This window comes from Photorhabdus sp. RW14-46, from assembly GCF_963887965.1.
Taxonomy (GTDB): Bacteria; Pseudomonadota; Gammaproteobacteria; order Enterobacterales; family Enterobacteriaceae; genus Photorhabdus; species Photorhabdus laumondii.
Genome location: NZ_CAWPHH010000009.1, coordinates 97,008 through 119,178, shown reverse-complemented (window position 1 = coordinate 119,178; position 22,171 = coordinate 97,008). Strand labels below are relative to the sequence as shown.

Genomic DNA, 22,171 nt, shown 5'->3' with positions numbered 1-22,171 from the left:
AGTAATTCATTCCAACAAAAAGATAAGAAAATTTCTAAGAAATAAAGGGGAAAGCGACTATTTTAGCCTTTTGGCTTTGCACTGAAATCAAACAAGTCTGTCAGCTCAATCTGCAAACCACTCGCAATAATATTGATGATTTCAAGCGTAGGATTTCTAACCCCACGCTCAATACCACTGATATATGTCCGATCAATTCCACATTTATCGGCAAAAGCTTCCTGAGACATGCCAGACGACTGCCTGAAATACCTAACTCTTTGTCCAAAAAGGAATTTTACAGCATTTGGCTTTTTCATCTGATAAGTATCGAATGATGTTACTTATCAGACCACGGACTATGAGTCACTTTTTATGGTAAGTTATGTTATCATATGTGACTTATAGTCTACTATGTAACGACTTACCTTTTCATATCAAAGTTATCCGTAACACGGAGGATTAATTAATGAAAAATCAAGACTGGCACCCAGCAGACATCATAGCTGAGCTGAAAAAACGTGGCACATCGCTAGCCGCCGTTTCAAGGAAAGCAGGATTAGCATCATCGACCCTTGCCAATACCCTGCAACGCCGCTGGCCAAAAGGTCAACGGCTTATTGCCACGGCTTTGGATCGCGATCCCGCTGAAATATGGCCTTCGAGGTACACAAAGTAGGTGGCTGTAAATTAAAGTGGAGTAGTTTATCAATGAGATAAGCTGCTCCAATCTACTTTATATCATTCGGTAAGAGTAATGATTACTTATAGCTGTTTGCATTTATCTTTTCCTGCTCGCAATCCATTTCCTCATGTTCATTTTAAGTGTGTTTCTGAGGTGTGCTATGAAACATAGAGTTAACGTAACTTTTGATAAAGAAAATTATCTGATCCTGAATTCAGCCGGTGTAAATATTTCAGGTTTTGTTAATGAAGCCATGACCAGAGAAGCTCAACGAATCAAAGCTGAAAGTTGGAAAGCAGATAATCGCAAAGGATTGGAAGAAATTGCTCAATTTATTGAACAATATGGCTCATTTGCTGATGAAAACAGGAACTGGTAAATGCAATTTGTTGTTTATCAATACAAACGGAGCGAAAGCAAATACAGTATGTTTGTTGATGTACAACGTGACATCATTGAAACACCAGAAAGGCGTATGGCTATTCCTTTAGTTGAAGCGCATCATTTTTCAAGCAAGGTGAGTCGTCATCTATTTCCCACGTCTGGCTCTCAGTTTTCTTCATTTGTGCCGCTCTGCTGCGTCTGTATGAATATTTTTCTGTAAACAGAGGGGGTGATGCCCGTATTTTTAACAAAGGCCCTGCGCATTACATCGCTGCTTCTGTATCCGCAAGCTCCCGGGATTGCCTTGAGCGGGAGCCTGCCTTCCTCAAGTAACGTCCGCGCTTTCTCAATACGTGCATGCTCCAGCCATACTCCTGCCTTCATGTTGAGCTCCTGACGGAACAGACGTCCCAGATGCCTGATACTCAGGTTCATATGTGTAGCCATGTCCTGCAAGCCACTTATGCCCTGTAGGTTTGCCTGCGCCCAGCGTTGTAAATCCTGAAAAGCGGCTCTCCCGGATAGGGATAACTGGCTCCTGCGGATAAAGTGCCCCTGACAGACCGGTCGCCTGAAAAACATGACGAGACTTGCTGCCACCTCCATCGCGATTTCGCGACCCAGATCCTCTTCAACCAGCCTGAGCGCCAGATCCAGCCCGGATGTCACACCTGCCGCCGTTCTCACGGAACCATCAGCCACATAGAGCATGTCCGGTTCGACAATGATTTCGGGAAAACGCATCGCGAGCAATTCGGCACACTCCCAATGGGTTGTCACCCGACGCTGCTTCAACAGTCCGGTCTGCGCCAACAACAGGGCACCAGTACAGACGGAGCCGTAACGCTGACTACGATGACACATTTCGATGATTGCAGAACACTCCTGTTCTGAAAGGGTATGGCTATGCGCATCCGGCGCACCAGCCACAAGAAATGTGTCTGCCGAGTGGCTGGTTGTATCGCTCAAAATCACATCAGCCATCAGCCTAACGCCAGAAGAAGAAGTGATGATGTCTGAACCGGTCGACATCACGCTCAGGGAATAGACCTGCCGGTGCAATATACGGTTCGCCTCAGCGAATACATCTAGGGGGCCTGAAACATCGAGTAGCTGAACGTCAGGCACAGCCAATATGGTGATGTTGTGAATCATTGCTCTACAGAAGTCTTATTTAATCTTAGTGTCCTGAATCATCGTTATAAGTTAATTCAGGACGGGTGTCATGTGTTTTATGCTGACCTTCACTTAATCAACCGGAGACAGCATATGAATTTTTCAATTAACGGCGTGAGTATTCCTGATACCCAAATAACCCGTGATGCAACCACGTTCATCCGCGATACGGAATCTGACCTGCTTTTTCATCATTCAAGTCGTGTTTACTACTGGGGTGCGCTCGCCGGTCAGCGTCTTGGGCTTAACGTGGATCATGAACTGCTCTATGTCGGATGTATGTTTCATGACATCGGCCTGACACATGAACACTGTAGCTGTGACAAACGATTCGAGGTTGACGGCGCGAATGCGGCGAAACATTTCCTGCAAGGATACGGTATCGCTCAGGCCGATATTGATAAAGTCTGGACGGCGATTGCTTTACATACCACGCCGGGCATTCCAGAGTTTATGGTACCCGAAATTGCGCTCGTTACTGCTGGCGTTGAAATGGATGTGTTGGGGATCAATTACGAAGCGTTCAGCGACAGTGAGCGCACTGCGGTTGTACAACAACACCCACGTACTGACGGCTTCAAGGAAGATATCATTCAGGCTTTTTATGATGGCATCAAGGACAAGTCCCAGACAATGTTTGGTGGCTTCAATGTGGATGTCATACAGGATAAACAGCCGGGACTTGTTCCCCTCAATTACTGTAACGTAATCCGCAATTCCCGCTGGAAAGGCTAAATGTCCTATTGTGGCAGATGAAGGATAATCTGCTATTCAAAGACGACAAGAGCAGGCACAGAGAAGATCTGCCTGAAAAACAGGCAGATCTGCGATAATGCAGACGATGTTTTCACCTGCGGGGATCATTTTCAGCAATCAATGGTTATGAGACGGTGGACCAGAAAGCAATTCAGATTCCTAGCTGTAGCGGCAGAATAAAATCTTCTGACGAGAGGGGAAATGATAGAACAACAGGAAAGCGTAAAAACTCAATGCTCAAATAAAATCGACTAACTCTTTTTCTCCGCGTCAAAGTCAAACAGATCTTTTAATTCAATCTGTAAACCACTTGCTATGACATTGATAACTTCAAGCGTGGGGTTCCTGACGCCACGTTCAATGCCACTGATATAAGTACGATCAAGCCCACATTTATCGGCAAAAGCTTCCTGAGACATACCAGATGCCATTCTGATATATCTAACTCTTTGTCCAAAAATGGATTTTATCGTGTTAGGTTTTTTCATTCGATAAGTATCGAACGATGTTACTTATCAAACCACGGACTATAAGTCACGTTTTCCTGTAACTCGTGTTACTAATATGACTTACCGCAAAAATACGATGAATGATATTTTAATAACAAAGTGATCTTGTCATTGGGAGGATTAAAACGCTCAATTATCATGGCACAAAAGGCATATATAGCTTCTCTTATCATTCGCTTCCTTAATGGCATAGACGCTACCGCCTTTGTTTGGGATTACGCCAAACAAATATAACGTTACAAACCAAAAATATGAAAAATCTTCAAACACATTAATTAAATTAATTTATTTTATCAAGAAATTTGCCAATCTGGTCGCAAGTATTATTTATTAAGTACGATTTTTGCGCGTATAAGCCGCTAATACCGTACGTTCTGACTGCTCCAGATAGCTTTTTAACTCGGAGGCCGCACTTTCTGGTTCACCTTTCTCAAGTAACGCCAAAATATGGGCATTCTGATCAATATAAGGAACATAAAAAAGTTCAGGATCGTTCAGATAACCAAAAGCCAGCCGCAATTCCGCAGAAATATGCCCATAGAATGTTATCAGCCGTTCACTGTCAGTCAGTTCAACAATAGCTGAATGAAATGCCATATTTGCAGTTCCTACACCGATCCAGTCCTGAGTATCACGACACCGTTTAGCCATTTCGATTGCACCGCGCATGTGTTCAACCGCAGGATGCATAGGATAAGATTGCGCCAATGCCTGACACTCAATAAGCCGCCGGATTCGATAAATATCGATAATAGAAACGATACTCGGAGTGGAGACGAAAACACCACGGTTAGGTTCATATCGCAGTAACCCTTCTTGAGTCAGTACCCGAAAAACCTCACGTAATGTATTACGCGATATTTCAAGTTGTTCGCTCAAAGCCGCTTCTGATAGTCGTTGACCGGGTGATAGCTCCCCAATAATCAATTTCTGCCGGATAATATCTGTAACTTTTTCACTTAACGTCTTAGGAGAGGAATTATTTTTTTTCATCATAATTAATTGAAAGAGCGGACCAAATGTCGCAAACCTGACCACAGGCTCCCGGCTGCTAAAGATAAGAATGGCAGGCATCTTCACACATTCACCTACTGCCAGCAAGCATAGAGATTCCTCCCCACTGACTGTTTTCTACGCCAGAATGATTATTGCCTCATAATGGTGCATTAAACGCACCACCATAGAACATCACTATTATAAAAAGTGATCTGCATTTCATTTTTATCATTAAAAAATAATTTTATTTGCCTATTCTTTCGCCTCACTCTATTTATTGTTCAACAATAAAAAAACAATAATTTAACAATAAATGCAAATTATCCAACGATGGTACGCATATTGCTTAGATATACATTTATCTACTATCTACCACACAGGAATTCAACCTATGACGACACAGCAAGCAACCGCGATTTTTATCCACCGAGGTGACACACCATGCAACAGATTGTGAATCTATGGCCGTTGATTGGCATCGCGGTTATTGTCGTGGGTTTTTTACTTAGGTTTAACCCGGTATTGGTAGTGATTGTCGCAGGGATCATTACCGGGCTGGCCGCTCATATGCCGATCACGGCGATTCTGGAAAAACTAGGTTCCGGCTTCCTTAATACCCGAAATTTGCCACTAATTTTGCTGTTGCCGCTGGCAACTATCGGTCTTTTAGAACGGCACGGCTTAAAAGAACGAGCTCAAACCTGGATTAGCAATATTAAAACAGCAACCGCCGGACGTTTGCTGATCATCTATCTGTTCATTCGTGAAATAACCGCTGCGCTAGGGCTGACCAGTTTAGGAGGGCACCCGCAAATGGTGCGTCCATTGCTGGCACCAATGGTAGAAGGGGCTACGGAAAACCGTCATCATGACCTACCTGACGATATACGTTATCGCCTGCGGGCCATGTCAGCAGCAACCGACAATGTTGGCCTTTTCTTCGGTGAGGATATTTTCGTCGCCTTTGGTGCAATCATCTTTATGCATAACTTTATGCTAGAGTCTGGCGGTATCCAAACGGAACCGCTACATATCGCTATGTGGGGAATTCCTACCGCCATCTGTGCCTTCCTAATCCACGCTTTCCGCTTGTCTCGTCTTGACCACCAGATCGCTACCAAGCTGGCAGCACTGAATGGCATGGACAAAAATCGCAGTAAGGTGGAGTAATGTTTCAGCAACAATATCTTTATTGGCTGGCAGGCGTGATTCTGTTAGCCGTAGCCATAATGTCCTGGCGTGATCACACCAACCCCCGCCGCCTGACCACCAGCTTGTTCTGGGCGTTATATGGCATCGTATTTTTAGTAGGCGACTGGACTTACCGCTTAATAGCACTATGGGCAGACAGCGAAGCCGAGGCCCAAAAGATGCTACATATCGGTGTCGGGCTAATCGTCGTATTGATGGCACTGACGGCTGGTTTTGGCGGTGTGCGATTGGGTAGCTACCATCAACGCACACCTCAGCAACGGCAGGAAAGTGCCTCCCGTTTGGGTAATCGCCTCTTTCTTCCCGCACTGGCAATCCCTATCGTCACGGTGATCGGCGTATTACTGTTTAACCACATCCCTGAGTTACAACAGGCGCTGTTCGGTAGCGGCAACCATGCCACCTTGGTAACGCTGTTTTCCATGACAGTAGGCTGCTTAGTCGGATATGGCGTTGCACTGAAAATGACACGTGAAAATGTAACTCAATCAACCCAAGAGGCGCGCCGCTTACTGGATTCCATCGGTTGGGCGTTTATCCTGCCACAGATATTAGCGACGCTAGGACTATTATTTACCGTAGCAGGTGTCGGTACCGCAATTTCTCACCTGACTGAACATTATTTAGCGGTGGATAATCGATTGATCGCGGTAGCGACATACGTACTCGGTATGGCGTTATTAACGATGATAATGGGCAACGCTTTCGCTGCGTTCCCGATTGTTACCGCCGGGATCGGCATTCCCATTCTAGTACTGCAACATGGCGGTAATCCAGCGGTCATGGCCGCCATCGGTATGTTCTCGGGCTATTGCGGTACATTGATGACCCCAATGGCCGCAAACTTCAATATCGTTCCAGCCGCTCTGTTGGAATTACCAAATCGCAATGCGGTCATTAAAGCACAAATCCCCACGGGAATAGCGCTGTTGATTGCCAATGTTTTTCTGCTCTATTTTTTGATGTTTTTGTAAGGATATCCTATGAAAACCGTTCTGATTACCGCTTTTGAACCTTTTGACGGTGAAGCCATCAATCCATCGTGGGAGTCGGTCAGGCAATTGCAAAACCAACAGCTATCTGGAGCACATATTGAGACACGCCAGCTCCCATGTGTATTCAATACTTCTCTCACCTGCCTGTACGCAGCTATTGATGAGATACAACCTGAACTCGTCATTGCCGTGGGACAAGCAGGAGGCAGGCCAGATATCACGGTGGAACGCATAGCGATTAACATCAACGACGCACGTATTCCCGATAATCAGGGCAATCAACCCATTGATACCCCAATCGTAGCAACAGGCCCGGCGGCCTACTTTTCCACCCTACCGATCAAAGCGATCGTCAGTGGCCTGCAAACCGCAGGGGTTCCTGCTTCGATTTCACAGAGTGCCGGCACATATATCTGCAACCATGTCATGTATGGCCTGCTGCACCATCTGGCACTGACTTATCCCAAAGTACGTGGTGGATTAGTACGTGGTGGATTTATCCATATTCCCTACCTGCCTGAACAGGCGGTAAAACACCCCGGTACGCCAAGTATGGCGCTGGAAACAATAACAATGGCACTGAAAATCGCTATTAATCAAGCATTAGAAAACAGTGGGGACATTGCTATTAGCGGAGGAATGACTCATTAGTTCAACGTCTACCGGCGTAACAGAAATTGCCTATCTGTAGAGCTGATAAGCATCCTGAATTTTTTACTACTTTTTTAGAGATCACTTTGATTGGGGTTATGACTATGAACATGATTGATTTAAACAGCGATCTTGGCGAAGGCTTTGGTCAATGGAAAATGGGTGACGATAATACCATGCTGAGCATTGTCACCAGCGCCAATGTCGCGTGTGGATTTCATGCTGGTGATCCCGCCGGGATCTTTCAAACCTTAAAATCTGCCCACAAAAATCAGGTAGTTATCGGTGCACATGTCTCTTATCCAGATCTGGTCGGATTTGGTCGCCGTAATATGGATGTTTCCAGTAATGAGCTGATCGCGGATGTTATTTACCAGATTGGCGCGTTGAAAGGGTTGGCCGCGGCGACAGGAACCACCGTAAGTTATGTTAAACCGCACGGTGCACTGTATAACACCATTGCCCACAATGAATACCAAGCCCTTGCCGTTATTACCGCGATTCGTGAAGTGGATGACAATTTAGTGCTGGTTGGATTAGCTGGCTCAAAACTATTGGATTTAGCGCAGGAAAACGGTTTACGTACCGTTGCGGAAGCCTTTGCTGACAGAGCTTACACTCCACAAGGCACGCTAGTTTCCCGCCGGGAAAAAGGGTCTGTGCTTCATGACGCTAATCTCGTTGCCCGACGCATGTTGCAATTGGTGACCGAAGGAGGAGTTGAAGCCATTGATGGTAGCTTTACCCGTATTCAGGCAGATTCCATCTGTGTTCATGGTGACAGCCCAGACGCGGTGGAAATGGCACGTCAGGTGAAACTAACCCTGCAACAAGCTGGGATCACCGTACGCTCCTTTATTTAAATACCCAGGAGTGCCTAGTGCGTTTTTTACCTGTTAATTTAGATGCCATTATTGTCGAGCTTCATGATCTGAATGAAACGCTGGCGTTATTTGATTCACTTAACGCTCGTCCCATTCCAGGCGTAGAAGAAATTATTCCAGCGGCCAGAACACTGTTGATTCGATTTCGTCCCAATGTAGTTTCCACCGTCAAACTTGCCGGAGATATCAACGGCCGCAACCTGAATACACTGGATAGGACAACCGGGAAACTCGTTGAAATCCCGGTGTATTACACTGGTGAAGATCTGGAAGAAGTGGCAGAAATCCTCGGTATCACCACACAGGAAGTTATTCAGCGACATACCGAAAGCGAGTACACCGTTGCTTTTACCGGGTTCGCCCCCGGATTTGCCTATTTAGTCGCAGAGTCAGATCGTTTACATGTTCCTCGCAGGACAACCCCAAGAGCCCGCATTCCTGCGGGATCAGTCGGCCTAGCCGGAGAATTCAGTGGAATATACCCTCAAGCCACTCCGGGAGGTTGGCAAATCATCGGTATCACGCCAGAACGCATGTGGGATCTCTCACGTTCTCCCTCTTCCCTGTTACAACCCGGTTTCCGGGTACGTTTCAGAGATCAACGCAAAGGCGCAGCAATCTCTATCACTAAAGCCGAAATCCCTGTTGCCCCCATAGAGGACGTTCTACCTTCGCAAGTTGATAAACACGCCTCGCTGGAAATCCTAACCACTGGAATACAAACACTTTTTCAGGATTTAGGCCGTTCAGGACAGGCTAGTTTAGGTATTTCCTCTGCCGGAGCGCTAGATAAAACAGCGCTGAGAAGTGCCAACCGGATCGCCGGTAATCCTTCGGATAATGCCTGTCTGGAAATTGTACAAGGAGGATTAAGCTTTATTTCTCATGGCAATGTCATTATCGCGGTTACAGGTGCTGACTGCCCAATCACTGTTCAAACAACATCTGGCCGAAAGTTTCAGGTTGATGGCTATCAGCCTATTGATCTGAGCGAAGGCGATAAAGTGACATTAGGAACGCCCAAAGCGGGAATGCGTTCTTATTTGGCGGTGCGTGGCAGCTTTGCCAAACAACCTATTCTCTCCAGCCTCTCTTACGACACGCTGGCACACGTTGGCCCCAAGCCAATCGCTATAGGCGATATTTTGGATATTCTTACTGTGACGCAGGGTTGTGCGGTATCAATGGATGAAAGCCCGGCTTTCAATATGCCCACCACTGACGATATCGTTACACTGGACATTATTCTAGGGCCGCGCACCGACTGGTTCACCGCAGAAGCGCTATCCCTGCTACAAAACCAACTTTGGCAAGTTACACCACAATCTAATCGAGTTGGTATTCGTCTGTACGGAGACACACCATTATCGCGTCTTAACCATAAAGAGTTACCGAGTGAGGGAACGACCACCGGCGCAATTCAGGTTCCTGCCAGTGGTCAACCGGTTTTGTTTTTAGCCGATCACCCTTTGACCGGTGGCTATCCAGTCATTGGTTCCGTTGCCAACTATCATCTCGATCTTGCGGGACAAATTCCTGTCAATGCCCGTATCCGCTTCAACCCAATCACTGAATTTCATGAAATAAAAGAGAGCGATTGCCGCTTATGAGTACCGCAATGACCATGAATATTAAAAACTATCCCATAAAAAAAGTTTTGATTGCTAACCGCGGTGAAATCGCCGTCCGTATCATCCGTGCCTGCCGGGATTATGGTTTACAATCTATCGCCGTCTACGCTGATTCGGACATCAATGCACAACATGTACGATTGGCTGATGAGGCTTATAGTTTAGGCGGAAACCGCCCCGCTGATACCTATCTTAATATTCCCCAATTATTGGATATTGCGAAACGTTCAGGTGCCGACATGGTACATCCCGGATACGGATTTCTGGCTGAACGAGCAGAATTTGCCCGTGCAGTTATTCATGCAGGGTTGATCTGGGTTGGTCCTGAACCAGAGACAATTGATACTTTGGGTGACAAAGTTAAAGCACGCAAAATTGCCCAACAGGTAGGTGCCCCACAGGTTTCAGGTACAGAAGAACCGGTGAAAAACGCAGAGGAAGCTCTGGCGTTTGCCGAACAATATGGCCTGCCAATCGCAATTAAAGCGGCATATGGCGGTGGTGGACGTGGCATGAAAGTGGCATGGCGGCTTGATGAAGTCACCGAACTCTACAATTCGGCTGTTCGTGAAGCAACAGCGGCCTTTGGTCGTGGAGAATGTTTCATTGAACAGTTCCTGGATAAACCTCGTCATATCGAAGCGCAAATTCTGGCTGATAAACATGGCAATGTGGTGGTACTTGGTACACGTGATTGTTCACTGCAACGACGTAACCAAAAATTGGTAGAAGAAGCACCGGCCCCATTTTTGGCTGAACATCAGCGCCAGCGTATTCATCAAGCAGCACAAGATATTTGCACCGCTGCTGGTTATATTGGAGCCGGAACAGTGGAATTTCTCCTCAGTGCAGACGGCACGATCTCCTTTCTGGAAGTCAATACTCGCTTGCAGGTCGAACATCCGGTCACCGAAGAAACCACAGGGATCGACATTGTGGTAGAACAATTTCGAATTGCCGAAGGTAAACCTTTATCATTGACCTCAACGCCTATTCCTTTAGGCCATTCTTTCGAGTTCCGTATTAACGCAGAAGATGCGGGTAAAGGATTTTTGCCGACACCCGGAACCGTGACAGTATTTTCTCCCCCTTCCGGCCCAGGCATAAGATTGGATTCTGGTGTTGCAGCAGGTTCCACCATCCCTGACACTTTTGATTCGCTGATGGCTAAGTTGATTGTCACCGGAGCAACCCGCCAACAAGCTATTGCCCGTGCGCAGCGGGCATTACAGGAATTCAGCATTAAAGGCGTTGCCTCAGTATTGCCTTTTCATCGAGCAGTGATGGAGCATCCTGATTTTATTTCCGATGACACATTTAACGTTCATACTCGTTGGATCGAAACTGACTTTATCAATGATATAAAAATATCTCCGCGTCAGGAAAATCATTATCAAGAAAAGGTAACACGTACTTTTATTGAAATTAATGGCCGTCGGCATGAACTAGGGCTACCAGCCGAATTATTAAAAGGGCTTTCATTGCCTGATTCTGGGCGAAATTCCATCATTGAAAACAAAAATAGTGAAATGGAGAGGACAATAACAGCACCGAATCCCGTCTCAGCACCAATATCCGGCGTTTTACAATCCTGGTATGTGCAGGAGGGTGATGAAGTTAAACAAGGTGATGTCATTGCTGTCATGGAAGCAATGAAAATGGAAACGCAACTCACCGCACATCGTTCTGGAAAAATCGTTATCTATGTAGAAGAAGGCGGTTATCAACAGGCAGGAAATGTACTGGCAAGTATTAACGATGATTAATAATGACGATAATTGGCTAATTTGACACATAAATTCACATTACCCAATACAACATCAAATTGTACGGATAATTTCCGTACAATTTTAATGAAAAGATTAAAATTAAAATGCAAGCAATATCGTAAAAAAGAGGTTAATTAACCCCTTTATGGATAGGAAAAAATAACTATTAATGGCAATGTTTTTAATCATTTCGTTAATATTGACAATAAGATAAATAAGAGCCTATCTCAATAGGCGTAATTGTTGCAGACAGTTTGAACACGGACAGCGCGGAAAAACCGGAGCGTACACGTAGTACGTGAGGATTTTGAGCACTGCCCAGGTTCGCTCTTTATGGCAAAGAAGGGCAAATAAAATAGCCCTATTGAGATAGGCAGTAAGTCATCACACGATTTAAAACCTGTTTACTGGTTAGATTAACTATTAATAAAACGCTTTCATTTTTATCCGAAAGAAATATTTATTAAATATTTTGATATCATATATTTCAATTGAAAATTGAGGAGCTATTAAAACCAGCAATAAACATGAAAATATTTCAACAAAATAAAAAACAAAGATAATATCATTTACTAATGATTATTAAGCGATAAATAACATGATAATTTGTGACTGTTTTTACCTATATTTAAGAAATTAAGAAATCATTAACTCATTATAAATTATCGGTTATAAATAGTGCATGGATTTATTTTCTACATCTGACAATATAAATACATTTACCAAACAAAAAAACAAAATAAAACATACAGTTAAAAATATTGCGTTATATCAACAAGATATAAATAAAATTTCACAAAAATAAATCAATAAAAATATTATGAGCCATATACTATACATACTTATATTTTCAAGAAATATATTAAAGACAACCTCTGATTTTATTCAGACCATAGAAATATTATTTCATAAAAAGATAATGTTTCTCATTTAATAATCCATCATATAGATATGATAATTATGCACATATCATACACATCTATTTGAATAGTATATAAACGTACTATTACAACAATATCATAATATTAAATCATTTAATTGTTTTACATTTCCTTTACAATTATCAACACAATTTAAAACTATAATGAATTCATATATGTTCTTACAAACACATTTTTATATAGATTAGCATCACAATTTCAACATTACTCAACAAAATAATAAATCAAATAATTGCAATTACCATTAAACATAATACTATATTAATAGTGTAATAAAATTTTTATTTACAATATTTTCCTAATGGTTAAAAAATAAGACCAAGATAAAAAACAAATTCAGAAGCATTGATTAAAAAGGAAAAATATTCGTTACTTGAAATTATACCCAATGGATTTCAAGATGCATCGCGGCGGCAAGGGAGCGAATCCCCGGGAGCATAGATAACTATGTGACCGGGGTGAGTGAGTGCAGCCAACAAAGAAGCAACTTGAAAGATGACGGGTATATACCCAATGGATTTCAAGATGCATCCAAAGAGGCAACCTGAAAGATAACGGGTATATAATAACAGTGACGGCTAAGTAATCAGGAGAACAATGTGATAACAAACGATTACGAGTTAATGACTGCGCCAAACAGTGTACCAGTGAAAATGTGGACTCATGGCGTACCGGTAGAAGCGGAAGCTCGTGAACAACTGTTGAATACAGCAAAAATGCCTTTTATATTCAGACATTTAGCCGTTATGCCTGATGTACATCTTGGTAAAGGTTCAACCATCGGCAGTGTCATCCCGACTCGTGGGGCAATTATTCCAGCCGCGGTAGGCGTAGATATCGGTTGTGGCATGATGGCAGTACGTACCTCATTGAATGCCAAAGATTTACCGGACAACCTATATGCGATCCGCCATGCTATTGAAATTGCCGTACCACACGGACGCACAGCAAACCGTAGCGGTCAGGATAAAGGCGCTTGGCAGCAACCACCAGAAACCGTCGATCACCATTGGAGCGTGTTGCAAACCGGGTTTAAACAGCTAACCGATAAATATCCACAATTGCTGAAAACCAATAACCATCTGCACTTAGGGACACTAGGGACCGGTAATCACTTCATTGAGCTCTGTCTGGATGAATCCGACCGGGTATGGGTAATGCTGCATAGCGGCTCACGCGGTGTAGGAAATGCCATTGGTAATCTATTTATCACCCTTGCCCAACAGGACATGAAACAACATATCGCTCACCTGCCTGATCGTAATCTGGCCTATTTTGAGGAAGGCAGCCGTCACTTTGCTGATTATATGGAAGCGGTCGGTTGGGCACAAAACTTCGCCCGCCACAATCGCGAAGTCATGATGCAACATACACTGGCAGCATTGGCGACGGTAATAACAAAACCATTCACTGCCACAATGGAAGCGGTAAATTGTCACCACAATTATGTGCAACAGGAGCAGCACTTCGGCCAAAACGTGTTAGTCACACGCAAAGGGGCAGTCGCTGCACACCGAGGCGTCATGGGCATCATTCCCGGCTCAATGGGTGCGAAAAGCTTTATCGTACGAGGTCTGGGAAACAAAGAGAGTTTCTGCTCATGCAGTCACGGTGCAGGACGAGTATTAAGCCGCACGGCAGCGAAAAAACGCTTCACAATAGAGGATCAAAAGCGTGCCACGGCACACGTGGAATGCCGCAAGGACAGCGACGTTATCGATGAAATTCCGATGGCCTACAAAGACATTGAGGCCGTAATGGCCGCTCAGTCTTCACTAGTAGAAATCGTTCACACCCTGCGTCAAGTGGTTTGCGTAAAAGGATAATCAAGATGAAAGAAAAATTTGGTATCAGTGACATCATGAAGCAACACATATGCCAAAAACTGGCGCAACTTGAGACAGAGCTGCAAATACGAATACTCTACGCCTGTGAATCAGGTAGCCGCGGTTGGGGATTTGCCTCGACAAGCAGTGATTACGATGTACGTTTTATTTATGTACATGCGCCATCATGGTACTTACGCGTCGATCCCTCTCGGGATGTCATTGAACTACCGATCAGTAACGAGCTGGATATCTGTGGTTGGGAACTGCGTAAAACTTTAGGGCTGCTGAAACGAGCCAACCCGACACTGATGGAGTGGGCAGACTCACCGGTAATCTACTACGAAGACGTGGAGTTCATGGCGGCACTACGTGCCCTATTACCAGACTATTTCTCCAACAACAGAGCGCGATATCACTATCTGTCAATGGCAAAGAAAAACTTTCGTAGTTACCTGAAAGGCGAGAAAATTCGGCTGAAAAAATACCTTTATGTACTACGCCCATTGCTGGCGGTACGTTGGATCGAAGCTGGTAAAGGTGTCCCCCCGATGCGCTTCGACAGCCTACTGGCCGGAACGGTTACAGACGCGGGGCTGATGCAAGAAATACAGACTCTGCTTGCCATCAAGCGTAACACTGACGAAACGGAATATAGTCCACGTTTTAAACGCATTCATAACTTTATCTGCCGCGAATTGGATGATTCAGTTACCCGCCGCGAACTCAAAGACAAAAAACACCTCCCAGATACCGAATTGGATCTACTTCTGATGCGCACCGTACTTCACCATAATAATAAAGAAGAAGGAGAATACCTGTTAAAAAATGGATGAAAAATCATACAAAAATGACATTTCAGCAATCAAGTTGGATGTTTACTCAGAGCCAGAAAGCAGGGTCTTCCACCCTGCTCCAGAAATAAATATATACCCGTCATCTTTCAAGTTGCCCTTTGTTGGCTGCACTCTCTCACCCCGGTCACATAGCTATCTATGCTCCCGGGGATTCGCTCCCTTGCCGTCGCGATGCACCTCGAAATCCATAGGGTATAGAGTTATTAACCTAAAATAATATGAGGCACAAATCGTGATGTATCTTTCGTGATCCTGCCAATATCTTCCCTAACCGATAGACCCGCAGGCGTATCATTAACGAGCCAACTACCGATAAGGACATGGCTATTACCGATCTTTGGCAATGGGGTGTACTGCTGCACAATGTAACCCTCCTCACCGTAAGGACCCTCTACCTTTTCAATCACTTTCCCGTCTTTGTGAATACTGATATTCGCGCCCTCACGGCTGAATATCGGCTTCATGACGTAATGAGTTAAACGCTTGGCTTTCGGATCATCAGCAAAATAAGCCTCAAGCAGATTTGGATGTCCTGGAAACATCTCCCAAAGCAATGGCAAAATTGCCTTATTCGAAGTAAGGCATTTCCACATTGGCTCAAACCAGTTAACACCCGCAGTGACCAAGTGTTGAGCATATTCTTCACGAAACATGAACTCCCACGGATACAACTTGAACATCGAGTCTATGATCTTGTTATTACTATCCGTAAATTGACCACACTCGCTGAGCCCGATGTCTTCAATGTAGACAAACTCGATATGAATACCGGCATCTTTGGCACAGTCAGCCATGTAATCAACCGAACCTTTGTCTTCTTCCGTACCCTTACAGCAGGCAAAATGAAGCGTGTTGAATGGCAAAAAGGGTTTCAGTTCACAGAAGCGATTAACAAGCAACTCCTGTAGTAAGTTGAACTGATCAGCAGCATGAGGCAATTCACCACGGTTAACCTTATCTTCCAACCACAGCCAGCTAAAAAAACCATGCTCATAAACAGAGGTCGGCGTATCTGAGTTAATTTCCAATAACTTAGCCGGGTTTTTACCATCATAGGCAAAATCAAGGCGACTATAGAGGCTTGGATCTCTGCGCTTCCAAGATCCACGAACCAATGACCACATGGCTTCTGGAATTTGGAATCTAGCCATCAACTCATCACTGTTAACCACGTGCTCTACTGCTTGAAGGCTCAAGCGGTGGATTTCCGCTGTCGGATCTTCAATATGTTCTTCAATCTGCTTGAGAGTAAACTGGTAATAACGGTCTTCCGTCCAGTACGGTTCATTATCGATTGTATGGAAACCAAACCCAAATTCTTTTGCTCGCACTTTCCAATCATGACGAGGTGTTGTTGGGATCTGAAGCATGAGATTAACCCTTTGATAATGCTTATTTGAATCTTGGAACAAACCATCTCACAAATGCTTAATGCGGCAATAATGACTCCATGCAAGAGACTGGCCTGAGAATAAAATGCCAGCGCTGGTTAACCACCCCAACTGTATTTAGCGGAAGATGTTGAACCAAAACCACCAGAAGATTTGGTAGTGACAATTGGCTTGCTATCATAACCAGAATAACGGGAATCGCTACTTTTAAACTTTTGTTCCTTTTCACGTATCAAGCGCTCTCGATACATTCTCTCTCTATGCTTACGCGCTGAATAATCACCGATTTCATCAACGATCCCAGATGCGATATAAGCAGTCGATCGGGAGTTCAGTACAGGGTTTATACCTGCAACGACATTTGCATTTGTTCCAACTTGAGGAACTTCTCGTTTCTCCATTGGCAGGCGAACCGTTTCCAGCGGATGCAAATAACGTCGGTTCATCTCGTACTGGATATTGCCAATATCGGAATAATCGCCAATAACCTTACCATCAGCGAAAAAAAGCTTACGGTACAAGTCGCCATAGCCTGATGTTGAGGTAAATAGTGGCTGATAGAACACATTGCGATACTTTTCAGCAATATCGTACTGGTTAAACTGTTCTGGCTTCACCGCCGCCATCATAAAGGCGGCCATCTTCGGTCGATAACCTACGGCCCCCGGCATTGCTTCACACTCACCGTACTCAAGCTCACACATAGCTTTCTGGCGAAATTTCTGCGAAGTACGCTCCGCTTCACGTAATGCCGCTTGGTATGTGGTTTCACATTGAGCAGCGATCATATTCTTCGGATTATTCTGACAAGACGCCAAATCCTTATAAACATGAATTGACAACTCATCCGCCGATTGACCACAACCCACGAGTGAACCAACACTGAGCGCCAATGATGTGAATGAGAAACCACGCCAATATTTACGCTTACTCTCAATGTTAATGGCGGTGCTGCGCATTCTGCGCTTTTTATTCCCGTTCGTCATACAATCCCTAAATCAGTAAGTCATGCAGGCTGCATTTAAAAGACCAACAGAAATTGACACCGACGCCAACACAATCGCAGCAGGGACCTCATTATTCTCAATGCGGGATACAATCTTTGGCATCATGAATATGCGAACCATGAAGAAGCCAGCAATTTGAGCCAACAGCGCAACAACACTCCACATCACGAAATCAATAACACCCACAGAGTTGCTTGCTGCACTTGCAATGGCAATGCTGTAACCAACCAGAGCGCCACCAAGCGATATCGCCGCGGCACTATTCTTCTCTTGTTTGATAAGCTTCCACTCATCATGCGGAGTAATTATTGTGTAGATGAATTTGAAAACGATGAAAAAAACCAGCGCCAGCCCAAAACACAAGCCAAAATTGCCTACACCATGCATAAATTGAGTAAAAGCCTGTTCTTCATTTTCCAATGTGATCATTTATGCCACCACTTTAAAATCAGTTTGGTTAAGTTGAATACCGGTGCTCAGTACCATCAATCTATCCAGGTTATTCCCTACCACTTTTTCTTCTCCCACAACCTGAAGTTCTTCTGTTCTGTTATGAGCAACCTGACGCGTATACACCATCACAAACTGATCAGTTTCGGTTATGTGACCTTCTTTACTGTAAGTTTTTTCGGTAACAGCCACCGGCTTAATGTTGTCCCATAACGGAGAGAACTGGGTACCATCGAGATCATATCGTCTGCTTGGTGTCACGATACCGTTTTCAATCAGCGCATCCCATTGAGCTTGTGAATCGATCGGTTTAGTTTCATAAAAGTACCACAAGCTCACTTCCTTCACGCCGTCATCCCCTTCACCTTCTTGAAGCACTTGAAGATAACCTTCATCATCAGTGTAATAACGAACCAAACGCACGTTATCACCTAGATCGACTACACCAACGGAACATATAAGCTGAGTTGAAGCGGCATTTTCGATGGTTAGGTCAGATTCAATCAGTTTTAGCATCAGCGGGTCTATCTCAAGTGCCCCACCGATACGCAAACCTAATACTTCCGGCACCTTTGGAACAGCAGGCGCAACCGTCTTACCCCCGAATGCGCTCTTAAATGCATCTGCGATTTTGGAAAGCATAGAAATATCTCTTGATAGGAAGATCCCACTTTAAAAAGCAGGATCTTGATTTAACAACTGGGTATTTACTTGCCAAGGATACGAGCAAGTTCATCTTCTGCGGACATAGAACTTGACGTTATGCCAGCCTCTTTAAGCTTTTTATCCAGATCGCTAGAAGTCATACTATCGTGGAGCTCCTGCTGAGCCTCGAACTGAGCCGCTTTCTCAGCCTGACGTGACTTGATACGCTCAAGGGAATCAAGGGCGGTAGATGTTTTTGAAGAAGCGCCAACGACAGAACTGTGAGTCGCAGCTTGGGCTTTCTGCACCTGCTCAGTGGCCTTAACCAAATCAACCTGGTTCTCAAGCTGAGACACCTTCTTCTTCGCCTCTTGTACAGTGTGTCGGTGCGTCGTTTCAGCCTTCTGGAACGATTCAAACAACCCTTGTTCTCTTTCCAGTTCGTCACGCAAGGTCGCAACTTTCTGAGCACACTCCAGAGCAAGCCCATTGTCACCTTTACCCGCAGCAGAACGAGCATAACCCTCGTACTCTGTAATACTGCTTTTGATATCCGCAACCTTTTTCTCTGCCATTTTTCGTTTAGCAATAATGCTAACCAAGCTTTCATCCGCACGGCGGATTTCTGCTTTTGCTTCCCGGATTTCCTGATCAAGAATCGTCAGAGCATTGCCATCAGCAACAGCTTCTGCCGCGTTATTTACCGTTCCCTTGATTGCCTTAAAAAGCTTTTTCCACACGTTCATTAATATTTGCCTCTATATTGTTATTTTAGGAACTCAGAATACGCATCAAGAAGTTCAGTGATGTTGGCAAACAACGTAGAGACTTCGATAACAACGCTTTCTTGTTTTGATTCTGATGACAATGAACCAAAAGCAGTATAGTAAGATTGACCCTCTACTTTAGTTATTCCAACTGAAGTCAGAGGAATCATCTTGTGCGTTTCTAAAATAAACTGATTTAAAGAAGCGGGATCTAAAACATTCTCTTCCGAAAACAGTAATGCTTCCACTGTAATTTGCCTGCCACAAATAGCCAGATGTGCTTTAATTCCGTCTTCATTAGTCATTGCAAGACATTCACCTATTTGCTCTACACTCCAGTTATTACCGGATTCATTAAGAGCTTTAATCACTTGATTTAATTCCAAACTATCTACTCCACTGGTTTGTTTTATCATTAAAATCAGTATATTAAGTTTAAATTATCATCAGATTAAACATTTTTCAATAAGTATTGCGTTAAAATAGCCCAGTATTAAACCTAAGATATTCATAAGCATGGTAAATACTAAAAACGCATAAAACCTTAAATATAGCATTACTTAACATTATTAAAACTTTATACCCTTTGCTAAGTGACTTTGTGCTATCTCAATACCTCTTGCACAAAACACCATTAGAATACTCGCATGAAAAAACTTATCCTGGTGGATGATTAAAACCACTCTTAGCTAAGGTTGCTTTATAGCCTTGGCATATCACAGTAAATAGAGCATTGCAGGGTAAAATAAAAACTTCCAGTAAAATCAACCGATATTGATAAAAGTATCCATTTTGGTTATCAACCCATTTAACCTTCTATACCCGTCATCTTTCAAGTTGCTTCTTTGTTGGCTGCACTCACTCACCCCGGTCACATCGTTAGCTATGCTCCCGGGGATTCGCTCCCTTGCCGCCGCGATCCATCTTGAAATCCATAGGGTATAATATTGAAGCTAAAATCTTTTTCAAATTCCCGTTTATCTCCGATATAAAAAACCTTTTCTACTGAGCATTTTTTACATTCAACAGAGATTAGCCTTATGCATTAACTATCAGATTTAACCTTTATTTACCGCCATAATCTTTTCATCACCATTTCAACTATCTGTTTTCACTTCATTTGAAAACTAAGAAAGCCGATTTACACAATAAACAGAAAAGTGATAATGATAAAGATTAAAAGGGTGATAAAACGTTTATATTTTTACTATTTTACATTGAGATATCTTTTAACGACAGACAGTTAGGTTAACTGACAACAAAAACTTACCGGATTTATCCAGAAGCATTCAGTTTATAAAACCCTCGGTTAAATAAAGTTTAATATCTATCAATGATAACCACGATGTTATTTAGCATCCGAGAATTATTTTACCTTTTCTTTTTTAATCGCGCTTTACTCACTTCCCAGACATACCGATTAAGCACTTTTTCAGTCAGTCCCAACAATCAAAAGGCCAAGACTTTACCCGCAATCTACGGCTCCCTTCATTTTTAAGGGAGCCCGTTTTAATCATTCTTTAATGTGGACAGATTTACCATTAAAAGTAACAACCTGCCCGGCTATCGCTTTGTAACGTTTACGGGTTTCTATCTGATTATTGACTTTAACCAAACCTTCAGCAATAACCGCTTTAGCGCTAGCGCCACTTTCACTCCACCCCTGAAACTTCAATAGATCACACAACGCCACATAAGGGTGACCTTCTAAATAAAAAATTTCCATTAACAACCTTCAATTCTTTCCACATCGTGATATTCCTCGCAGGCTTGCAAGGTATTCTGGATAAGTGTAGCGACTGTCATTGGGCCAACCCCTCCAGGCACCGGCGAGATCCAGCTTGCCCGCTCTGATGCAGTTTCAAAATCAACATCACCAATCACTTTGCCATCTTCCAGGCGATTAATTCCGACATCAATAACAATAGCGCCGGGTTTAATCCACTCTCCGGGGATAAAGTTTGGTTTACCGACCGCCACAATGAGTAAATCTGCCTGCTCCACATGGTGACGTAAATCTTTAGTAAAGCGATGAGTCACCGTGGTAGTACAGCCAGCCAATAACAGCTCCAAGCTCATTGGACGACCAACAATATTTGAAGCGCCGATAATGACAGCATTCAGCCCATAAGTATTAATTCCACAACGCTCAAGCAACGTTGCGATACCGCGTGGAGTACAGGGACGCAGCTTTGGCGCGCGTTGACACAAACGACCAATATTATAGGGATGGAAGCCATCAACATCCTTATCAGGCTGGATACGTTCCAAAACTTTGACGTTATCAATACCGGCAGGTAAAGGGAGCTGAACCAAAATACCATCAATATCTGAATCATTATTAAGCTGATCGATAAGATTCAACAATTCTGCTTCGCTGGTGGTATCTGGCAGGTCATAGGAACGGGAAACAAACCCGACTTCCTCACAGGCACGACGTTTGCTTGCGACATAAATTTGAGAAGCCGGGTTTTCGCCGACTAAAACAACGGCAAGACCGGGAGCACGTCTTCCCGCAGCAACACGTTGTTGAACACGCACTGCGACTTCACTTCTGATTGTCTGCGCAATCGTTTTCCCATCAATAATTTTTGCTGGCATGTACGAATAAATCCATAAATCAAACATTGGGATACTGCCTATTTTGTCAGAACATGAAC

General features: G+C 43.8%; 23 protein-coding genes and 1 pseudogene. 12 read left to right on the top strand and 12 right to left on the bottom strand.

All coding sequences use genetic code 11. From position 1 onward, the window contains the following. Positions 1-62 precede the first annotated feature (62 nt). The gene (gene xreR1 / locus AACQ38_RS10350) at positions 63-299 is read right to left on the bottom strand and encodes a cell morphology transcriptional regulator XreR1 (RefSeq protein ID WP_011148388.1); all 237 of its coding nucleotides are present in this window, start codon (positions 297-299) and stop codon (positions 63-65) included. 149 nt (positions 300-448) lie between these two features. Between xreR1 (AACQ38_RS10350) and xreR2 the strand changes: the two genes are divergently transcribed. From xreR2 to AACQ38_RS10335, 3 genes and pseudogenes are all read left to right on the top strand, one after another. Beyond that, positions 449-658 carry a cell morphology transcriptional regulator XreR2 gene (gene xreR2, locus AACQ38_RS10345; protein WP_011148389.1) on the top strand — a complete coding sequence of 70 codons (210 nt, stop codon included), beginning with the start codon at positions 449-451 and terminating at the stop codon, positions 656-658. Positions 659-824: 166 nt separating this feature from the next. Beyond that, the gene (gene ccdA / locus AACQ38_RS10340) at positions 825-1,043 is read left to right on the top strand and encodes a type II toxin-antitoxin system antitoxin CcdA (protein WP_165578059.1); all 219 of its coding nucleotides are present in this window, start codon (positions 825-827) and stop codon (positions 1,041-1,043) included. Next, positions 1,044-1,202, top strand: a pseudogene (locus AACQ38_RS10335) (CcdB family protein); the annotation flags it as partial. Positions 1,203-1,213: 11 nt separating this feature from the next. On the opposite strand, the gene AACQ38_RS10330 reads toward AACQ38_RS10335, so the two are convergent. Continuing rightward, entirely contained in the window at positions 1,214-2,203 is a 990-nt protein-coding gene (locus tag AACQ38_RS10330) for a GlxA family transcriptional regulator (protein WP_011148392.1), read from the bottom strand. 114 nt (positions 2,204-2,317) lie between these two features. On the opposite strand from AACQ38_RS10330, the gene AACQ38_RS10325 reads away from it, so the two are divergent. Then, positions 2,318-2,959: an HD domain-containing protein gene (locus AACQ38_RS10325; RefSeq protein WP_165578080.1), complete on the top strand. Its 642-nt coding sequence runs from the start codon at positions 2,318-2,320 to the stop codon at positions 2,957-2,959. A 272-nt stretch (positions 2,960-3,231) separates the two neighbouring features. On the opposite strand, the gene xreR1 (AACQ38_RS10320) is transcribed toward AACQ38_RS10325, so the two are convergent. Together xreR1 (AACQ38_RS10320) and AACQ38_RS10315 are read right to left on the bottom strand one after the other, a co-directional pair. Next, on the bottom strand, positions 3,232-3,468 hold the full coding sequence (gene xreR1, locus AACQ38_RS10320) for a cell morphology transcriptional regulator XreR1 (protein WP_011148394.1): 237 nt from the start codon (positions 3,466-3,468) through the stop codon (positions 3,232-3,234). 351 nt (positions 3,469-3,819) lie between these two features. After that, positions 3,820-4,482, bottom strand: a complete 663-nt coding sequence (locus AACQ38_RS10315) for a GntR family transcriptional regulator (RefSeq protein WP_445260621.1) — start codon at positions 4,480-4,482, stop codon at positions 3,820-3,822. 444 nt (positions 4,483-4,926) lie between these two features. Here AACQ38_RS10315 and AACQ38_RS10310 point away from each other — a divergent pair, with 444 nt between their 5' ends. The 8 genes from AACQ38_RS10310 (at position 4,927) to AACQ38_RS10275 (ending at position 15,230) form a co-directional block, all read left to right on the top strand. Next, complete coding sequence (locus tag AACQ38_RS10310; RefSeq protein ID WP_011148396.1) at positions 4,927-5,655, top strand: DUF969 domain-containing protein; 729 nt, start codon at positions 4,927-4,929, stop codon at positions 5,653-5,655. Further along, positions 5,655-6,671, top strand: coding sequence for a DUF979 domain-containing protein (locus AACQ38_RS10305; protein WP_165578058.1), 1,017 nt, complete (start codon positions 5,655-5,657; stop codon positions 6,669-6,671). Before AACQ38_RS10310 ends, AACQ38_RS10305 begins: the two co-directional genes overlap by 1 nt. A 9-nt stretch (positions 6,672-6,680) precedes the next feature. Next, positions 6,681-7,343, top strand: a complete 663-nt coding sequence (gene pcp, locus AACQ38_RS10300) for a pyroglutamyl-peptidase I (RefSeq protein ID WP_011148398.1) — start codon at positions 6,681-6,683, stop codon at positions 7,341-7,343. A 104-nt stretch (positions 7,344-7,447) separates the two neighbouring features. Beyond that, on the top strand, positions 7,448-8,206 hold the full coding sequence (locus tag AACQ38_RS10295; RefSeq protein ID WP_165578057.1) for a LamB/YcsF family protein: 759 nt from the start codon (positions 7,448-7,450) through the stop codon (positions 8,204-8,206). A 17-nt stretch (positions 8,207-8,223) separates the two neighbouring features. After that, positions 8,224-9,837, top strand: coding sequence for a carboxyltransferase domain-containing protein (locus tag AACQ38_RS10290; protein WP_165578056.1), 1,614 nt, complete (start codon positions 8,224-8,226; stop codon positions 9,835-9,837). Further along, on the top strand, positions 9,834-11,624 hold the full coding sequence (locus tag AACQ38_RS10285) for an acetyl/propionyl/methylcrotonyl-CoA carboxylase subunit alpha (RefSeq protein WP_240002216.1): 1,791 nt from the start codon (positions 9,834-9,836) through the stop codon (positions 11,622-11,624). The genes AACQ38_RS10290 and AACQ38_RS10285 overlap by 4 nt, the downstream gene beginning before the upstream one ends. Positions 11,625-13,167: 1,543 nt before the next feature. Further along, on the top strand, positions 13,168-14,394 hold the full coding sequence (locus AACQ38_RS10280; RefSeq protein WP_011148402.1) for an RtcB family protein: 1,227 nt from the start codon (positions 13,168-13,170) through the stop codon (positions 14,392-14,394). Between the two features lie 5 nt (positions 14,395-14,399). Beyond that, a complete protein-coding gene (locus tag AACQ38_RS10275; protein ID WP_011148403.1) occupies positions 14,400-15,230 on the top strand; it encodes a nucleotidyltransferase domain-containing protein in 831 nt (276 codons plus the stop codon). A 224-nt stretch (positions 15,231-15,454) separates the two neighbouring features. Here the strand turns inward: AACQ38_RS10275 and AACQ38_RS10270 are convergent, their stop codons facing one another. The 8 genes from AACQ38_RS10270 to folD all read right to left on the bottom strand — a co-directional run bounded on the left by AACQ38_RS10270 (position 15,455) and on the right by folD (position 22,112). After that, positions 15,455-16,621, bottom strand: a complete 1,167-nt coding sequence (locus tag AACQ38_RS10270; protein WP_011148404.1) for a glutathionylspermidine synthase family protein — start codon at positions 16,619-16,621, stop codon at positions 15,455-15,457. A gap of 119 nt (positions 16,622-16,740) precedes the next feature. Beyond that, positions 16,741-17,628 (bottom strand): DUF1190 domain-containing protein, encoded by an 888-nt coding sequence (locus AACQ38_RS10265; RefSeq protein WP_109791865.1) that lies wholly within the window; start codon positions 17,626-17,628, stop codon positions 16,741-16,743. A gap of 12 nt (positions 17,629-17,640) precedes the next feature. After that, entirely contained in the window at positions 17,641-18,078 is a 438-nt protein-coding gene (locus AACQ38_RS10260) for a DUF350 domain-containing protein (protein WP_011148406.1), read from the bottom strand. After that, entirely contained in the window at positions 18,079-18,741 is a 663-nt protein-coding gene (locus tag AACQ38_RS10255) for a YjfK family protein (protein WP_165578055.1), read from the bottom strand. A 65-nt stretch (positions 18,742-18,806) separates the two neighbouring features. Next, the gene (locus tag AACQ38_RS10250; protein ID WP_112872168.1) at positions 18,807-19,490 is read right to left on the bottom strand and encodes a PspA/IM30 family protein; all 684 of its coding nucleotides are present in this window, start codon (positions 19,488-19,490) and stop codon (positions 18,807-18,809) included. Between the two features lie 20 nt (positions 19,491-19,510). Continuing rightward, positions 19,511-19,927 carry a DUF2170 family protein gene (locus AACQ38_RS10245; protein ID WP_207631833.1) on the bottom strand — a complete coding sequence of 139 codons (417 nt, stop codon included), beginning with the start codon at positions 19,925-19,927 and terminating at the stop codon, positions 19,511-19,513. 1,097 nt (positions 19,928-21,024) lie between these two features. Beyond that, positions 21,025-21,237, bottom strand: coding sequence for a ribosome-associated protein YbcJ (gene ybcJ / locus AACQ38_RS10240; protein WP_011148410.1), 213 nt, complete (start codon positions 21,235-21,237; stop codon positions 21,025-21,027). Beyond that, positions 21,237-22,112 (bottom strand): bifunctional methylenetetrahydrofolate dehydrogenase/methenyltetrahydrofolate cyclohydrolase FolD, encoded by an 876-nt coding sequence (folD, locus tag AACQ38_RS10235; RefSeq protein ID WP_011148411.1) that lies wholly within the window; start codon positions 22,110-22,112, stop codon positions 21,237-21,239. The genes ybcJ and folD overlap by 1 nt, the downstream gene beginning before the upstream one ends. Between the last annotated feature and the right edge of the window lie 59 nt (positions 22,113-22,171).

Coding starts and splice junctions, on each gene's coding strand:
- xreR1 (WP_011148388.1), bottom strand. CDS start 299: ATGAAAAAGCCAAATGCTGTAAAATTCCTTTTTGGACAAAGAGTTAGG.
- xreR2 (WP_011148389.1), top strand. CDS start 449: ATGAAAAATCAAGACTGGCACCCAGCAGACATCATAGCTGAGCTGAAA.
- ccdA (WP_165578059.1), top strand. CDS start 825: ATGAAACATAGAGTTAACGTAACTTTTGATAAAGAAAATTATCTGATC.
- AACQ38_RS10330 (WP_011148392.1), bottom strand. CDS start 2,203: ATGATTCACAACATCACCATATTGGCTGTGCCTGACGTTCAGCTACTC.
- AACQ38_RS10325 (WP_165578080.1), top strand. CDS start 2,318: ATGAATTTTTCAATTAACGGCGTGAGTATTCCTGATACCCAAATAACC.
- xreR1 (WP_011148394.1), bottom strand. CDS start 3,468: ATGAAAAAACCTAACACGATAAAATCCATTTTTGGACAAAGAGTTAGA.
- AACQ38_RS10315 (WP_445260621.1), bottom strand. CDS start 4,482: ATGAAAAAAAATAATTCCTCTCCTAAGACGTTAAGTGAAAAAGTTACA.
- AACQ38_RS10310 (WP_011148396.1), top strand. CDS start 4,927: ATGCAACAGATTGTGAATCTATGGCCGTTGATTGGCATCGCGGTTATT.
- AACQ38_RS10305 (WP_165578058.1), top strand. CDS start 5,655: ATGTTTCAGCAACAATATCTTTATTGGCTGGCAGGCGTGATTCTGTTA.
- pcp (WP_011148398.1), top strand. CDS start 6,681: ATGAAAACCGTTCTGATTACCGCTTTTGAACCTTTTGACGGTGAAGCC.
- AACQ38_RS10295 (WP_165578057.1), top strand. CDS start 7,448: ATGAACATGATTGATTTAAACAGCGATCTTGGCGAAGGCTTTGGTCAA.
- AACQ38_RS10285 (WP_240002216.1), top strand. CDS start 9,834: ATGAGTACCGCAATGACCATGAATATTAAAAACTATCCCATAAAAAAA.
- AACQ38_RS10275 (WP_011148403.1), top strand. CDS start 14,400: ATGAAAGAAAAATTTGGTATCAGTGACATCATGAAGCAACACATATGC.
- AACQ38_RS10270 (WP_011148404.1), bottom strand. CDS start 16,621: ATGCTTCAGATCCCAACAACACCTCGTCATGATTGGAAAGTGCGAGCA.
- AACQ38_RS10265 (WP_109791865.1), bottom strand. CDS start 17,628: ATGACGAACGGGAATAAAAAGCGCAGAATGCGCAGCACCGCCATTAAC.
- AACQ38_RS10260 (WP_011148406.1), bottom strand. CDS start 18,078: ATGATCACATTGGAAAATGAAGAACAGGCTTTTACTCAATTTATGCAT.
- AACQ38_RS10255 (WP_165578055.1), bottom strand. CDS start 18,741: ATGCTTTCCAAAATCGCAGATGCATTTAAGAGCGCATTCGGGGGTAAG.
- AACQ38_RS10250 (WP_112872168.1), bottom strand. CDS start 19,490: ATGAACGTGTGGAAAAAGCTTTTTAAGGCAATCAAGGGAACGGTAAAT.
- AACQ38_RS10245 (WP_207631833.1), bottom strand. CDS start 19,927: ATGATAAAACAAACCAGTGGAGTAGATAGTTTGGAATTAAATCAAGTG.
- ybcJ (WP_011148410.1), bottom strand. CDS start 21,237: ATGGAAATTTTTTATTTAGAAGGTCACCCTTATGTGGCGTTGTGTGAT.
- folD (WP_011148411.1), bottom strand. CDS start 22,112: ATGCCAGCAAAAATTATTGATGGGAAAACGATTGCGCAGACAATCAGA.